This is a genomic window from Prosthecobacter sp. (genome assembly GCF_020439865.1).
Taxonomy (GTDB): Bacteria; Verrucomicrobiota; Verrucomicrobiia; order Verrucomicrobiales; family Verrucomicrobiaceae; genus Prosthecobacter.
In genome coordinates this window covers 1-15,994 of sequence record NZ_JAGRPF010000010.1, presented here as the reverse complement: position 1 = coordinate 15,994, position 15,994 = coordinate 1, and the positions used below count along the sequence as shown (strand labels likewise).

Here is a 15,994-nt window from a genome sequence, read left to right as displayed (position 1 = left end):
GCCATGAGCACACTGTTGGCAAAGGAGCCGGGTTTCCGCACGTCGTCGCCATAGAGCTTCATCGTGGCCTCGGACTCCTTGCTCAGATCGGTGAGTTCCGGCACGCTGGCCTGCATGCGGAAGGCCATCTCATACTGCTGGATGCGCGTGGCGGTCTCGGGATCGGCGAACTGCTGGTAGTTGAGTTCGTTGAGCGCGTTGAGGCCATCGATGGTGCGCTTGCGCACGCTGTCGGGCACGCCGGGCGGATTGTTGATGTAGAGAATGGGATCGCCCTTGCTGCGGAAGGACACGCCGGCGTGTTCGCCGGGCAGATAACCGCTGCTCCACAGGCGTGCGGAGATGGCCTGTTCCTGCTCGCGGTTGGTCGGCGTGGCGACGAGCACGACGAAGGTGGGCAGGTTTTCATTGGCCGAACCGAGGCCATACGAGGCCCAGGAACCGAGGCAGGGACGACCGGTGATTTGATTGCCGGTCTGCATCGCGGTGATCGCCGGTTCGTGATTGATCGCCTCGGTGTGCAGCGAGCGCATCCAGCAGATTTCATCGGCCTTCTTCGCGAGGTTCGGCAGCAGCTCGGTGTTCATCATCATCCCGCACTGGCCCGCCGCGCTGAACTGAAACTTTGACGGCGCGATGGGGAAGCGCGCCTGACCGCTGGTCATCGTGGTGAGACGCTGGCCCTGACGCACGCTGTCGGGCAGATCCTTGTCATACCACTTCTGCATCTCCGGCTTGTAGTCGAAGAGATCGATCTGCGAAGGGCCGCCGACCATGTGCAGGTAGATCACGCGTTTGGCCTTCGGTGCAAAATGCGGACCGCTGGCCTTGTGCGACATTGCCGCCTGCAGCGACTGGCAGAACAGCGAACTCAACGCGGCTCCACCGAGGAGATGAGAGCCGTTGGTGAAGAAACGACGACGAGTCAGGGCGTTGGCTTCTTGGAAGAGGTTCATGATCTTGAAGGAGTTTATTTGTTCAGCACTTCATCCAGATTGAAGAGCTCGTTCGTGAGCATCGTCCATGCGGCGAGTTCGGGTTTTGGCAGTTTGGCATCGACAGGGGATTCACCGACTTTGAGGAGAGCTTCGGCATCGGCGGCATTCGCGGTGTAGTGTTTGCGAAGATCGGCGAGGCTAGCATCGACCAGCGGCTTTTCCTTTTCCGTGAGCGGACGGCAGAGGATGCGCTCAGCGATGAAGGCGAGGGCTTTGGCGTCGTCGTTGCAGCCGCATTCGAGGGCTTTCTCGGCAAGCTTGCGGGCGGCTTCGACGAACTGCGGGTCGTTCATCGTCACGAGGGCCTGGAGCGGCGTGTTGGTGCGTTCGCGGCGGACGGTGCAGACTTCGCGGCTGGGCGCGTTGAAGACCTCCATGTTCGGCGGCGGGGCCATGCGTTTCCAGAAGGTGTAGAAGGTGCGGCGGTAGAGGTTTTCTCCCTTGTCCTGCACGTAGTTGCGCGTGTCGCCGTTCGGCAGACCGACGACGTCCCAGATGCCTTCGGGCTGGTAAGGTTTCACGCTGGGGCCGCCCATCTTGTGGGAGAGCAATCCGCTGGCGGCGAGTGCGTAGTCGCGCAGCATTTCGGCGTCCATGCGGAAACGCGGGCCGCGGCTGAGCAACGAGTTGTCGCGGTCTTTGTCGAGCTTCTCGGGCGTGGCGACTGCGCTCTGGCGATAGGCGGCGCTGGTGAGCATGAGCTTGAAGAGTTTCTTCACGTCCCAGCCGCCATCGCGGAATTCGACAGCGAGCCAGTCGAGCAGTTCGGGATGACTCGGAGCGGCTCCCATGATGCCGAAGTCTTCCGGTGTCTTCACGATGCCCTGGCCGAAGACTTCCTGCCAGAAGCGGTTCACGGTAACGCGTGCGGTGAGCGGGTTGTCTTTGCTCACCACCCACTGCGCGAGGCCGAGGCGGTTCTTCGGCGCATTCGATGGCAGCTTGCCAAGTGAAGCAGGAACGGCGGCCTCAACGCGTTCGCCAACTTTGTCATACTGTCCGCGCATGAGGATGTTCGCCATCGGCGCGACGTTCATGACCTCTTCTTGAATGTGGGTGATCGGGCTGCGGCCCTTGATGGTTTCCTTCTCGGCTTCGAGTTTCTTCATCAGGCCGTCAAACTTCTGCCATTCGGCATCGCGGGTGGCGAGGTAGTGGGCAAAGAGCGCGTTGCGCTGCTGCGGTGTGCGCTTGTCGCTCGCAGCGGCGAGGATGGCACGCAGCGGTCCGACATCGGCGAGCGTTTTGATCTCTGCTTCTGAGAGTTGGCGGTCATACACGCGGGCATCCTGAATTGAGCCATCGGTGAAGTATTGCCCTTCGCTGCGCTGACCGATCTTGAGCGGCACCTTGGTGCGGATGCTGGCCTTCGGCTTGATCGTGTTCGTGTTCACGATGAGCCGCTTTTGCTCGACGCCGTTGACGAAAATCTTGATGCCGTTGGCCTTGCCGCTGCCGTTGTAAGTGACGAAAACGTGCTGCCATTCGCCGGGTTTGAGCGCGGCGTCGCGGGTGCTGACCTTCATGGCATTTTCGGTCCACTTGTCGATGATGTGGACGGACAGGCCGCGGTCATTCTGCCAGAGGTCCCAGCCGCGATAGCCATTCTTCTCGTCCATGCGCGACATGATGGCGCCGAAGACACCGTTGCGACCGGCTTTGACCCACGCGCCGTAGCTGAACTTCTGATTCAGTTCGAAATCGCCTGCATCGCTCACTTCAAAGGTGCTGCCCGGTTTGATGACAGGCGCGGGGCCGAGCTTGCCGCCGGGCGTCCATGAGATCTGACCGGTGGCGGTGACTTTGGACGCGGTGCCACACACATTGGCGACTTCGTTGCCGACGCCTTCGTTGAGCGGCAAATGCACCTGCAGGCCCTTCGTTGGCACGTCTTGATCGAGGTGCTCGGGCTTGGCCGAGGCGAGCCATTGATTGAAATCTTTGCCTGCGGTCTTGCGGCGTTCGTCGCGCAGCTTCGTGGCATCCGCGATTTCAGCGGGCAGCTTGTCCCAACGCGGTTTGTCCTGCTCGGAAGGGATCACGAGAATGGGACCGCGGCCGTCCTTCACGTTGCCATCCTTGGCACCTTGCGTCGTATTGCGGAAGAATGCGGCGAGCGAATAGAAGTCGTGCTGCGTGAAGGGGTCGAACTTGTGGTCGTGGCACTGGCCGCAGTTGGTGGTCAGGCCGAAGTAAACCCAGCCCATCGTCTGCACGCGATCTACCGCGTAGTTGGCGAGGTTTTCCTCGTCGATCGTGCCGCCTTCATTGGTGGTGATGTTGCAGCGTTGGAAGCCGGTGGCGATGAGCTGGTCCTCGGTGCGGTTTGGCAACAAATCACCGGCGATCTGCTCGACGGTGAACTGGTCGAAGGGCTCGTTGCGATTGAACGCCTTCACCACCCAATCGCGGTAGGGCCACATCTCGCGGTAGTTGTCGAAGTGCATGCCATGAGTGTCGCCGTAACGCGCGGCATCGAGCCAGTAGCGGGCGCGATGTTCGCCGTAGGCGGGTGATTTCATAAGCTCGTCGATGAGTTCGGAAACCTGCGCGTCGGTCAGACGGGTCGGACCTGTCTGACTGGTCGGACAGTAGCGTGCGAGTAACTCAGGAGATGGTGGGAGGCCGGTGATGTCCAAGGCGATGCGCCGCACCAGCGTGCGTGCGTCTGCCTCCGGTGCAGGCGTTAGGCCGGCAGCATCGAGCTTTGCGAGCACGAAGCGGTCGATGGGTGTTTTGACCCACGACTCGTCTTTGACCGCTGGTGCCGCAGGCTTTTGCGGTGGGATGAGCGACCAATGCGGCTGCCAGGGTGCGCCTTGCTCGATCCACGTTTTGATCATCGCAATCTGATCCGGCTTGAGATCCTTGTGGGACTCCGGCGGCGGCATGACATCATCTTCGTCCTTCGTGATCAGGCGCTGGAACAGGCTGCTCTTGTCCGGCTGGCCTTTGATGACTGTGGGCTCTTCACCTTCCTTTGCCGTGAAGAAACCTGCTTCCGTGTCGAGTCGCAGACCGGCCTTGCGCGTTCCCGGATCGGGGCCGTGGCAGTGGAAGCAGGCGTCCGCCAGAATCGGTCGAATGTCCTTGTTGAAACCGACGGGCTGCGCCTGAACGGCCATGCCGAGGGCAAGGAAAGCCAGGAGGTTGAACTGGAAAGATTGCATGGTTGCTGGGTGGTATGAAAATGCTCTGGACCTGTATGTTTGTGCCTACGGGCCGAGATGGGCCGTTGTTTCGAGAAAGGCAGTCCGGATATTGGCAAAAATTGTGCCTTATCCGGCAACCAAGGCCGGTGGACGACGCGCCTGAGTGATGAGTTCGAAGGCGTGGCCAAGGGAAAGAATGTGCGTATCCGACCCGCCACTGCCCATGAACGAAAAGCCGACCGGCAGGTCGTCCACGAAACCCATGGGCACCGTAAGATGCGGATATCCGGCCACAGCCGCCGGTGTGCTGGCGACACGGCCATGCGCATCGCCTCTCTTCAAATCGATCACGCCTGCGGGATCGTTGGTGGGGCAGATGAGCGCGTCGAGATCGTGCGCGTGAAGCGCGGCGTCGATACCTTCCGGTCCGGCCAGCCGGCGGGCGAGTGCGCGGGCTTCTTCACCGGCTGCGATGATCTCCAGCGTGCCGAACTTTTCAGCCTGCTCGAAAAACTCCTGACCGAAGTGCGGCATCTCGACTTCGCGATGCTGTTCGTTGAAGGCAATCAGGTCGGCCAGCGATCGCACATCGCCATCTCGTTGTTCAAGATAGGCGTTCAAATCGGCCCGCAGTTCGATCAGCATCGCTTTGAACGACAGGCCTCCCGCTTCGCGGGCTTTCGGGAGTTCGACGTTGTCGATGATGATGGCGCCGGCTTCGCGCATTTTTTCCAAGGATTGTTCAAACAGCGCGAGCACCTGTGGGTGCTTGCCGCTTTGACCTCGCAGTACGCCGAGGCGTGCGCCTTTCAACGCGTCCGATGGCAAGCTGGGTTCGAAGCCATCGGCCAGAACACTCATCAGCAGCGCTGCATCGCGAACGGTCAGCGTCATTGGGCCGGCCGTGTCCTGATGATGCGTGATCGGGATGATGCCCGTGCCATCGATCAATCCGACGGTCGGCTTGAACCCAACGATGCCGCAGGCACTGGCTGGACTGACGATGGAGCCGTTCGTCTCTGTGCCGATTGCCGCCGGAGCCAGTCCTGCTGCCACGGCCACTGCGGAGCCCGAGCTGGAACCGCTGGCGCTGTGCGTGAGCTTGTGCGGATTGCGTGTGAGACCTCCTCGCGCGCTCCAACCACTGGTGGAATTCGGCGAGCGGATGTTCGCCCACTCGCTCAGATTGGTTTTGCCGAGCAGGATCGCTCCGGCATCGCGCAACCGTTTGACCAGGGCGGCATCGTGTTTCGGTTTGTGATTCCGCAACGCCAGCGAACCGGCGGTCGTCTGCATCGCATCGGCAGTTTCGATGTTGTCCTTGATCAGGATGGGCAGGCCGTGAAGGGGACCTGCCTCGCAGTGAACCGTCGCGGATCTCGCGTGAGGGTTCAGTTCGAGGACGGCATTTACTTTTGGACCCGCTCGGTCGAATCGCGCGATGCGTTCGAGAAAGTGGTCCATCAGATGTGAAGGCGCGGTCTGTCCGGCCCTGAGCATCGTGGAGAGATCTGTGAGTGTCGAAAAGTCCGGAAGAGGTAAGCGCTGTTTTTCGCAGGAGGCGGGCAGCGCGGCTGCTGCGGCAGCGGTTTGGAGCAGGCGGCGACGGGTCATGGGGGATGAGTCAGGTGCCTGCATAGCGACCCATGAAAAGGATCAATCCGGTGGTGTCATGTTGCAAAGCCCAGATGAAAGGGCGGTTGGCAACAAAGCTGACCACTCGTCGTTTGGGCGTGGTTTGTGGTGCATCGCCAAATGGATCCGCTGGGGCCAATGTGGCGGCGGAGGCTTCTGCTCCGAGTTCATTGACCTCGATCATGGCTTCATGCGCGACGTCGCTGATGAAGTAACCGCCTCTTGGCAGTCCTTTGGAAAGGTTGGCTGAGCCTGATTGAAAAAGGGTCTTCACTCCCAGTGTGTGCCAGAGCGCCTTCAGGCTCAGCTGCGTGCTGTAGCCAAATCTCGGCAGCATCAGGTTTACATCGCAGTCGACGAAATGGCTGTGCAGCGAATTCCAGCTCTGCTGAGTGAGCCCGGCTTCGATTTTTTTGCGGGCGGCTTCATTGCGTGGCAGCAGTATCAACATGCGGACCTCGTGGTCGGTCATGGGCATCGCGATGTATTGCCACGATTCAGACTCTGCGTAAACGGGCGACTCTGCGAACTGCATCATCATCGGCACTATGACGGTTCCTTTTTCAGGAGTCTGAAAATCACGTGGCTTGGTTTTCTCCAGTTCAAAGGGGTTTTGCCAGCGGCCTTTGAGGAAGAGGGTGTTCACCGCAACGACGGACTTTGCCGGGTCAAGGAAAGAAGAAGGGCCCACAATCTGAGGAATGCGTCCCCGTGTTTTTTCACGCACCCAAAGATTCACAGCTGCAGCCGAGGCGGTGGCGCTTCCGGCGGGCAGTTTTTGCAGTGAGGCTCCAAACACAGTCTGGGAGGAGGAAAGAAAGCCGGGCTCAAAGGCGGACGAATTGGCCGCCCAGAGTGAGTTCGTCATTTCCATGGTCAGGGAGCCGCGTCTGACTGTGGCCGCCAGCGCGGCGCGCATGGCGCCTAGGTCCTCGATCTCCTTGTCCGTTCCGCCCTGCAGATGGGCGAGCGCTGCGAGTTCCTTGCGGCTGTCACCGTCCGCTGCCGTCATCAGCAGGGTGGCCATCTGATGAGAACTGAATGGAGAAAAGCAGAAGTTTCCCTCCGTCATCGGACGGAAAAGCTGGAACAACTCGAAGGCGTGCTCATTGGCTGCCTTTGCCGCCAGTTGGGGCTGCTCTGCATGACTGTGCACAACCATGAGCAGGATCAGCAGGTATGGGCGCATGAGGGAATCCTAATCAAGGCAGCACCTGCCCGGCAAGGATGGATTGCTGCCCTGACGCCCGTCTAAGGCGAACTCGGCCTTTCCAATCTTTATGATTGTCAGTTTTGGGCCGACATGATAAAAAACCGGCCCTTCGTGAAATTCCCCGTCTTTCGTCTGACCGCTGTGTTGTTAGGTTCTGCCGCTCTGCTGAGTGCGGAGGAACCGGCGTTGCCGCAGGCGCTGGGAGCGTCGCCTTCCTTCCATTCTGACGGTCCAAGGGGGTTCCTGAAGCCCTCCAAGTCGATCAAGCCGCCGGTAAGCGGAACCACGGCAGCGGTTGCTCCCTCCATTGTCCAAGCTCCGACGGCGGAGACGCGGTTGCGTCGTTTGGTTGTGGTCTCAGGCTCGATGACGCCTGAGGCGATCCGTGAAGCAATTCTCGCTTGTGGTCAGACACGCACGCCTGTGACGACGGTGGGAGGCGTGAGCGCGCCTGCTCCGGTACTGTCTGATCTGGCCGGTCTGTTTGGATCCACCGTCACCGAGGACACGCAGAAGAAAGTTTTGGAGACGGTGCGCAAAGGAATGGGATCGTCGACCAAGCCGCTTAAGCGCGTCGAGGTCGTTGGCTGGCTGCCCAGCGAGGGCGTCATGGCTGTGGCGGTTTACCCGGAAAGCTGAAGGTTTTCCATGATGTCTGAACCGGTCGCTTCTGCCGTGCCGCGGGTCTTGCTGGCGGAGGAGAGTCTGCCCTTTCGTCGAGTGATTCGCGAGGCGCTGATGGCGTTCCGCGTCTGCGAGGTGGATGACGCGCCGAGCGGCGAGCGAGCCTTTGAAATGGCCCTGAAGCGCGAGTACTCGCTCTTCCTGTTTTCCCTGCCGCTGCCTGACATGACCGGGGACATGCTCGACCGCCTGCTCAGCAAGGCTTACCCGCTGGTGCACACCGGCTCACACACGGCGCCTCCGGTGATCTTTCTCATTCGCCCTTCGGATGCGATGCGTTTTCAGGAGATGCAGCGGGATGTGCGTGTGCGCGGCAGCATGCCGCTGCCGCCGAAGCTTGATGTTCTGCTTTCCCTGACGGCGTCGCTGCTTCCCGAACGTCAGGGGCTGGCATTCCCGCCGTTGTCTCCACATGTTTCCTGATCCTCATCGTCAAAGCGTCAAAATCTGCGGCATCACGCAGCCCGCCCAGGCGGCGGATCTTTTTGCGCTCGGAGCAGATGCGGTGGGCATCAATCTCTGGCCCAAATCAAAGCGGCACATGCCATTGTCGGTCGCTACGGACGGATTGATGGGCATTGCTGCGAAACATGCCTTGGTGGCTGTCTTGGTGAATCCTGATGACGCGCTGCTCGATGCCGCGATTTCCAGCGGGCTGTTTCAAGCCCTGCAGTTGCACGGTGACGAAACGCCCCAGGATGTCGAACGTCTCATGAAGCGCGGTGCAAACGTGATCAAGGCACTGCAAGTGCGCGATGCAGCTTCCCTCGCGCAAATCGGCGATTTTCCCTGCGAGGCAATTCTGCTCGACGCCTACAATCCCGGCACCTACGGCGGCGGCGGGCATGCTTTCCCTTGGGAACTGGCAGTGAAAGCCCGCGAGATGTTTCCCACGAAGAAGATCCTTCTTTCCGGCGGTTTGAACGCGGACAACGTGCGCATGGCCGTGAAGCAAACCCGGCCCGTCGCGGTTGATGTGGCCAGTGGTGTCGAATCACAGCCCGGCGTCAAAGATCTCGTGCATGTGGCGCGGTTCATTGCCGAGGCGCGTGCGGGATGGTCGGAAAGTGAAGACTGTTAGTAAGGCGGGGCACGCCGCGTTATGAAAGCATGCATCCGGTCGAACAACAGCTTCTGCAGAAGCGCCGAGAATTTCTCGCCACAAGCGCCAATGGCATCGGTGCGCTGGCTCTGGGCGCGCTGCTGACAGAGCAGGGCCTGATCTCGCCTGCCACGGCGCTGGGAGCAGAACCTGTTCAAGATCCGCTCACGCCGCGCGCACCGCATTTTCCGGCGAAGGCGAAGAACTGCATCTTCATCTTCATGGAAGGTGGCCCGAGCCAGATGGATCTCTTTGATCCGAAGCCAAAGCTCAACGAATTGAACGGTCAGTCGCTGCCAGACAGCATGACAAAGAACGTACGCTTCGCCTTCATCCGCAAGGAGACTGCGAAGCTCATGGGAAGCCCGCGCAAGTTTGCCAAACACGGCCAGTGCGGCATGGACTTCAGCGATCTGCTGCCGCACATGGCGAAACACGCGGACGACTGGCTCATGATCCGCAGCCTGCACACGGATCAGTTCAATCATCATCCGGGCCAGCTAGTCCTGCACTGCGGCCGTGCGCAGTTTGGACTGCCGACAGTGGGCTCGTGGCTCAACTACGGTCTTGGCAGCATGTCGCGCAATTTGCCCGGTTACGTCGTGCTGAGCGCTGGCCGTGGCACCAGCGGCGGGGCGTCACTGTGGCAGAGCGGGTTTTTGCCGAGTTCGTACGCAGGCGTGCTGTTTCGCAATCAAGGCGAGCCTGTGCTCAACCTGAAGAACCCGCCCGGTGTCCCGATGAGTCTTCAGCGCAAAGGACTGGATACGCTGATGGAACTTAATCAAAGCCGCTTTGAGCATTTGCGTGATCCCGAAATCGCCAGCCGCATTGCGGCCTATGAACTCGCTTTTCGCATGCAGGCCTCGGCGCCCGAATTGATCGATCTGAAGGACGAGAGCGCTCAGACGCGGGAGATGTATGGCGTGGATCGCGCCGATCCGCCGATCAAGGCCACGCGCGGTGGTGGTCCTGGTCAGTACAAGGCCTTTGCTACGAACTGCCTGCTCGCGCGCCGTCTGGTCGAGCGCGGGGTGCGTTTTGTCAGCATCATGCACGCGAGCTGGGATCATCACAGCAATCTGAACAACGAACTCTCTTACAACGCAGGCATGGCGGATCAGCCGATTGCGGCGCTGCTCACCGATCTCAAGCAGCGCGGCCTGTTGGACGACACGATGGTCGTGTTCGGCAGCGAGTTCGGCCGCACACCGCTGGGGGAAAATCGCGGTGGGAATCCGAATGCCACGGGTCGCGATCATCATCCCTTTGCCTTCACCATGCTCGCAGCCGGTGGCGGCATCAAAGGGGGGCAGATCTTCGGTGAAACCGATGAAATCGGCTGGAGCATCGTGCGTGATCCAGTCGATCTGCACGACTTCCACGCCACGCTGCTCAATCAGTTCGGTTTCGACCATTTGCGCCTCACCCATCGTTTCCAAGGACGGGATTTCCGCCTGACGGATGTGACGGGCCGGGTGATCAAAGAGTGGATTTAGGCTCTGCGCGGGTTAAACATCGGCCGCCATGCAGCCTGATCCCTTTCGTCTTCGCCTTTCCGCCCTGATGGGCTTCCTCGCCATCGTGCTCGGTGCGTCCGGAGCACATGGTGGGGTTCATGACAAACTGGTGGCTGCTGGCGAACTCGGGCACTGGGAGACGGCGGTTCAGTATCACCTGCCTCACGCCGTTGTGCTGCTGCTGCTGACGCTGTTTGCCAGCACCAAACCCCCAATGGTCTGGGCATGGCGCCTGTTTCTCATGGGCATTCTACTGTTCAGCGGCTCGCTCTACGTGCTTGCCTACACCGGAACCAAATGGCTCGGGGCCATTACGCCCCTCGGCGGTTTGAGCTTCATGGCAGGCTGGGTTTTCGTAGCGATGTCTGCGAAGGGAAAATAAGAGACCTGCTCAATCTGCGCAGCAGACGAAAAACACGTTGCGCCAGGATTGAAGCATGCTCCAATAGCGGCCCTTCAAGTCAGAGGCTCGGTAGCTCAGTCGGTAGAGCAGGGGATTGAAAATCCCCGTGTCGGCGGTTCGATTCCGTCCCGAGCCACCTTTGAGGCTGGAAGCCTTGATTTTACTGTGATGCAGCGCGATGCGCTGCTTTTTTGCGGGTTGGAATTCAACGTAAACTTCAACCGTTTTAGTGGCAGTTGGCAAGTTGCGCGAATCGCTTGTTTCTTTCGATGCCTTTTGTTGATCCAGACACCTCCCGATCGTAATAGCGGGAGTATTATGCCGAGTTCCGTCTGGAACTGTGGAGGTCGGGACTGTCGGCGGGCATTAACGCGAGGATAGACGAGTGGTGTTGGGAGTGGGAGAGATTCCTGTGCGACTGGTGCGGGCGAAGCAAGATTGATGAATTGACACGAACAAGGATGTGGCGCGGTAGTCGCATCGGCTGCAAGGGCGGCAGTAGAATGCGGGATGTCGGCCGGGCAAGTCGGTCCGCCATTGCCAATTGTCTTGCTCCCAGTCGACGATTCCCGCTGTCACTTCGAGTATCATCGGGGACAACTTGGCTGATTCGGACTGAGCGTCCTATACGCTCTTATGGACTGAGAAGCACAGTCCCCAACCTCCAAGTTACAAGACTTAAAGTGTCCAACCTAGTGTTGCGTTTAGGTAACTAGTCTGAGAGAAATGCACCTGATGATCCGCTGGCTCCAACGATTGACCACTCTTGCCGCGACGAGTGCCGTTGGGGTGTTTGCGCAGTCAGCGGCCGGACCGGAGAAGATTGACGAGGAGGTACTTCCATTGCCGCCGATTGAGTCTTTGGGCGTGGACTTTCTGGTGCCTTCGAAGCGGGAGGAAGAAAAAAAGAAGGGAAAATCCTCTGAATTGGCGGCAGAGAATCCGCTGCTTCCTTCGGTTATACCCAAAACCGGACAGATGCCTCTGGTTCCGTTGTTTCCACCGGTTGATCTGCCGATCCCGCCGATGTCTAGCGTGAAGGTGTTCCCAGCCCCAGAGATGTTCCGTTTGCCTGGGCTTCTTGATTGGTTTGGTGGGCAGAACCAGTCAGGGATGGACGAGCCAAAGGTTGTGGTTAGAGAGGTTCGTTTCGTGGGCAACACCGTCTTCTCTGATCGGGAGTTGCGAGGCGTCATAAAACCGCTTTTGGATCAGGTCGAATTGACAAACGAGGATCTGGAGGCCATGCGCGGGGCGCTAACGGCTCATTATTTGCAGCATGAGTATGTCACTTCGGGCGCGGTTCTGCCTGATCAGCAAATCCAGGGGGGAATCGTGACTTTTCGGCTGGTGGAGGGGCGGTTGACGCGGATCCAGTGGAACGACCATGCACGTCTTCGGGAGACCTATCTGAATAGCCAGATGAGCGAGAGTCTGCATGGTGTTCTCAACATGGCAGACTTACGCGAGCAACTGCAGCTTCTGCAGCGCAATCCAAATATTCGCCAGATCAACGCTCAGGTGAAACCTGGCATCCGACCTGGGGAGGCCTATCTGGACGTGATCGTTCCCGAACGTCGAAGTGTTTATGGAGGGGTGGAGATTCACAATCGAAGGTCGCCCAGCATCGGGGCGGAGCAGATCACTACGTGGCTGGGTACGACGAATCTCACGGGCTTCAGCGACACGCTGGATCTGCGAATTGGTCTGCTGCAGCGCGGCTTTGGTGATCCTAAGTTTTTCAACGGCAATGACATGGCGGCACAGTACGCCATTGAGCTTCCGTGGTGGCACACTCAGGTGGAGTTGTCTGCCCAGAGGATCAATTATGCGGTGATTGAAGACAGCTTGGCTCCTTTGAACATCGAGGGCAGCACGGAGTCGGCACGCGGCACGCTGCGTTGGCGATTGCTGCGAAACACCAAGCGCGAACTAGCCACCGGAATCACGCTGGACTATCGGCACAGCAAGACCGAGTTATTTGGCATGCCGTTTTCGATCACGCCCGGGGCAGTGAATGGTGAGGCGGAGCAAACGACACTTCGATGGTATCAAGAATACATCAGCCGGAGTCGGCAGCATGTGTTGGCGATCCGAAACACACTGAGCATGGGGATGAATGGCACGCATGACGGCACTGGCCGGGATGCGAGTTTTAAGTCGTGGCAGTTGAATGGTCAGTGGATTCGTCGTTTGGGACATGGTGGAGCCCAGTTAATATTACGGGGCGCTGCCCAGTGGAGTGACAGCCCTCTCTTGTCACTCGAGCAAATGAGCATTGGAGGGAGCAACACGGTGCGAGGCGTGCGAGAGAATCAGCTTGTTCGTGACTGGGGTGGATTTATTTCCACGGAAGTGCGCGTGCCGGTCTGGCAGCGTGAAGGGGGGCGTACGGCTGTCTATCTGGCTCCGTTTGTGGATTATGGAGCAGGCTGGATGCTTACGCAGCAGCCGAATGGAAAGTGGGAGCCCAAAGACCGGCAGTGGGTGGGCAGTGCGGGACTGGGCCTTTTGGTTCAGCTCTCGCAGCGTGCCGACGCACAGTTATACTGGGGACGATCCTTTCACCGGACTCAACGCAGCGGGCATCCCGATTTACAGGACAATGGCATTCACTTCAGCATCCGATGGAATGGGTTTTAATTATGACGCATAGATCACACATGGCTGCCAGTGTGATCAGATCGCTGCTTGCGGTGCTGCTATTTGTGGCCGTGCCTTGTGCCATGGCGGGCTCTTCGCCTGAGGAACTCTTTCATGCTGCTCAAACCGAGGTGATGAATGGAGGCCACTTGGACGCGGCTGACAAGTTCATCGAGGCCGCCGATCTGTTCAAACTGCAGGCAAAGCCCGCACGCGAGGCAGCTTCTCTCTACAACTACGCCCTCTGCTGCCATCATCTGGGAAACTACAAACTCGCTTACGACGCATTGGATCGGGCTCTGGCCTGTGTGAGTGCGGAGAAGTCACCACAGCTTCGCAGCCAGATTGTCGGCTTAGCTGGTACGGTCAGCACCTTTGCCTTGAAGACCGAATCGGCCGAGAAGCACCTCACGGAAAGTCTGACTGAGGCACGAGGCAGGAAGGATCGGAAGTCTGTCGCCTGGCTGCACAATGATCTGGGCATCTTTCATGCCGCCCGCGGGGAGTGGCCGCAGGCACGCGAGAACTTTGAGAGCGGTGCCTCGGAGGCCTCGGCGCTGCAAATGCCAGGACTGCACGCCCGCGCACTCATGAACAAAGCGCTTGCATCACTCAATGAGTGGAGTCGCAAGTGGCAGATGCAGCGTGTGCTTGGCGAGGATGATCCCTTCGCTGACGATGTGGAAGCCGAGCAGAACGCGCTCTTTGTCGTGTCCGTCAAGGATGCCGCATCTGCCGAACAGGCGGCGGCGGGACTGGAGCCTGGATTTGATCAAGTCCTCTGCCTTCTGACCGTCGGGGAAGTGTGGAAGGCTCTCGGTCGTTCCCCGTATGCGCCGGAGCACAAAACGAAACAGCACACTTTTGAGAATCTGTCTGCGGCTCTTAGACTGGCGCAGAAACTGGATGTGAAGCCACTCTTGTCTCAGGGCCTCGGCATGATGGCTGAGGTGTATCGTGAGTCTGGCCGGCTAGACGAGGCCATGAAGCTCAACGAAGCCGCATTGCGGACGGCCGATGAACAGGGCGTGATGGAGGATCTCTTTCGCTGGGAGTGGCAGCGCGGTCGCCTGATGGTGGCAGCGCAGAGGCCCATGGACGCTCTAAACGCCTATGAACGAGCGTCGTCGGCACTGACGCGGGTGCGTCATGATATCGCCGTTGGCTATGGCAACCGTAATCTGGGGCTAACCTTTCGCGAGGCCGTGGGTGCCATGTTCTTTGAGCATGCCGACCTTGTGCTCGCCACTGCCAATGGCTTCGAGGATGATGAAAAACTGCAATCGATTTACGCCCAGGCACGCGGCATTGTGGAGGAACTGAAGTCGGCGGAACTGGTCGATTATTTTCAGGACGCCTGCTTGAACCTTCTGCGTGAGAAGGACAAGGACGTGAGCCGTCTCGACACCGGTGATGCCGCCGTCGTCTATGCCTTGCCGTTCGCTGATCGGACCGAGATACTCGTCAGTCATGGGGGGCGAACCGAACGCTTCCGATCACCAATCACTGATGTCGAATTGGAACTCAAAGCCACGCGTTGGCGGCGTGAGTTGGAGACCTTGGGAAGTTTCGACTGCATGCTCACCGCGAAGGAACTGAACGATGCGCTGATTCTGCCTATCGAGGCACGCATGCACGAGTTGAAGGTGAAGACGCTCGTCTTCGTGCCAGATGGAGCCCTTCGTCTCGTGCCAATGGCGGCACTGCATGATGGCGAGACCTTTCTCATCGAGCGCTTCGGAATTGCCGTCACCCCGGGACTGACGTTGACCGATCCCAGTCCGGTCACTCGTGGGCCGGACACGCAACTGTTGCTCGGCGCGCTCACTCAGGCCGTGCAGGGTTTTCCTGCTTTGCCTGCGGTCAGTCGCGAAGTCGCGGGTATCTCCGGTGTGCTAAAGGTTCATGTCATGCAGGACAAGGCCTTTCTCAAACAGCCTTTCACCGATCAAGTGACCAACAACGCCTTTCGCATCATGCATGTGGCATCACACGGCGAGTTCAAAGACGACAGCGCGGACACCTTCGTTCTGACGTTCGACGACCGGATCCATCTCAATGAGCTCGAATCCATGATCCGACCCCGTCAGTATGAGGGCACACCAGTGGAACTGCTCTGTCTCAGTGCCTGCAAGACGGCTGCGGGAGATGATCGTGCCGCTCTCGGTCTTGCAGGTGTGGCTGTGAAATGCGGAGCCCGCGCCGCGCTCGCCAGCCTCTGGTATGTCAGTGATGAAGTCACCAGCCGTCTGATGACTGACTTTTACCGTCGTCTTTTCAAGGATGGCACCATGACCAAATCTGAGGCCCTGCGCCAGGCCCAGATCGCCGTGCTTAAAGACCTGCGCTTCAACCACCCTGGCTACTGGGCACCGTACCTGCTCATTGGGAACTGGCTTTGAGTGGGGGTTACCTCACGGGGCGGTCACCCTGACACGCATGAACTGCTTGGGATGGGTGGAGAGCGGATGAGGACCGCGCACGGTGACACGGCGGTAGCCGGAGGGCAGCGACGCATCAGCCTCGCTGCGGATGACCTCGATGCCCGCGCTGCTCCAGCCAAGCAGGTTGTCCGACCATTCCACCTGGTAGGTGATGCCGTTGTAGCTGTAGCTGCCGTCCGGGTTGGTCACACCGCCAAAGG

At 59.3% G+C, this 15,994-nt stretch carries 12 protein-coding genes and 1 tRNA gene; 8 read left to right on the top strand and 5 right to left on the bottom strand.

Features of this window, described 5'->3' with window-relative positions; translation table 11 throughout:
• The 4 genes from KDL09_RS00790 to KDL09_RS00775 all read right to left on the bottom strand — a co-directional run.
• Positions 1-956, bottom strand: a 956-nt coding sequence (locus tag KDL09_RS00790; protein WP_294380329.1) for a DUF1501 domain-containing protein, incomplete at its 3' end; no start/stop codon positions are given.
• Between the two features lie 14 nt (positions 957-970).
• Entirely contained in the window at positions 971-4,168 is a 3,198-nt protein-coding gene (locus KDL09_RS00785) for a DUF1553 domain-containing protein (RefSeq protein ID WP_294380326.1), read from the bottom strand.
• 108 nt (positions 4,169-4,276) lie between these two features.
• Positions 4,277-5,764: an amidase gene (locus KDL09_RS00780; RefSeq protein WP_294380323.1), complete on the bottom strand. Its 1,488-nt coding sequence runs from the start codon at positions 5,762-5,764 to the stop codon at positions 4,277-4,279.
• A gap of 10 nt (positions 5,765-5,774) precedes the next feature.
• Entirely contained in the window at positions 5,775-6,974 is a 1,200-nt protein-coding gene (locus KDL09_RS00775; RefSeq protein ID WP_294380321.1) for a serpin family protein, read from the bottom strand.
• 135 nt (positions 6,975-7,109) lie between these two features.
• On the opposite strand from KDL09_RS00775, the gene KDL09_RS00770 reads away from it, so the two are divergent.
• The 8 genes from KDL09_RS00770 to KDL09_RS00735 all read left to right on the top strand — a co-directional run bounded on the left by KDL09_RS00770 (position 7,110) and on the right by KDL09_RS00735 (position 15,752).
• Complete coding sequence (locus tag KDL09_RS00770; protein WP_294380319.1) at positions 7,110-7,637, top strand: hypothetical protein; 528 nt, start codon at positions 7,110-7,112, stop codon at positions 7,635-7,637.
• A gap of 9 nt (positions 7,638-7,646) precedes the next feature.
• Positions 7,647-8,105, top strand: a complete 459-nt coding sequence (locus KDL09_RS00765) for a hypothetical protein (protein ID WP_294380317.1) — start codon at positions 7,647-7,649, stop codon at positions 8,103-8,105.
• Positions 8,095-8,763: a phosphoribosylanthranilate isomerase gene (locus KDL09_RS00760; protein ID WP_294380315.1), complete on the top strand. Its 669-nt coding sequence runs from the start codon at positions 8,095-8,097 to the stop codon at positions 8,761-8,763. The genes KDL09_RS00765 and KDL09_RS00760 overlap by 11 nt, the downstream gene beginning before the upstream one ends.
• 29 nt (positions 8,764-8,792) lie before the next feature.
• Complete coding sequence (locus KDL09_RS00755) at positions 8,793-10,283, top strand: DUF1501 domain-containing protein (RefSeq protein WP_294380313.1); 1,491 nt, start codon at positions 8,793-8,795, stop codon at positions 10,281-10,283.
• 28 nt (positions 10,284-10,311) lie between these two features.
• A complete protein-coding gene (locus tag KDL09_RS00750; protein WP_294380311.1) occupies positions 10,312-10,686 on the top strand; it encodes a DUF423 domain-containing protein in 375 nt (124 codons plus the stop codon).
• A gap of 84 nt (positions 10,687-10,770) precedes the next feature.
• Positions 10,771-10,843 (top strand) — tRNA-Phe (locus KDL09_RS00745).
• A 599-nt stretch (positions 10,844-11,442) separates the two neighbouring features.
• A complete protein-coding gene (locus tag KDL09_RS00740) occupies positions 11,443-13,350 on the top strand; it encodes a ShlB/FhaC/HecB family hemolysin secretion/activation protein (protein WP_294380309.1) in 1,908 nt (635 codons plus the stop codon).
• Positions 13,351-13,433: 83 nt separating this feature from the next.
• Entirely contained in the window at positions 13,434-15,752 is a 2,319-nt protein-coding gene (locus KDL09_RS00735; RefSeq protein WP_294380307.1) for a CHAT domain-containing protein, read from the top strand.
• A 12-nt stretch (positions 15,753-15,764) separates the two neighbouring features.
• Here KDL09_RS00735 and KDL09_RS00730 read toward each other — a convergent pair.
• Positions 15,765-15,994, bottom strand: a 230-nt coding sequence (locus KDL09_RS00730; RefSeq protein ID WP_294380305.1) for a hypothetical protein, incomplete at its 5' end; no start/stop codon positions are given.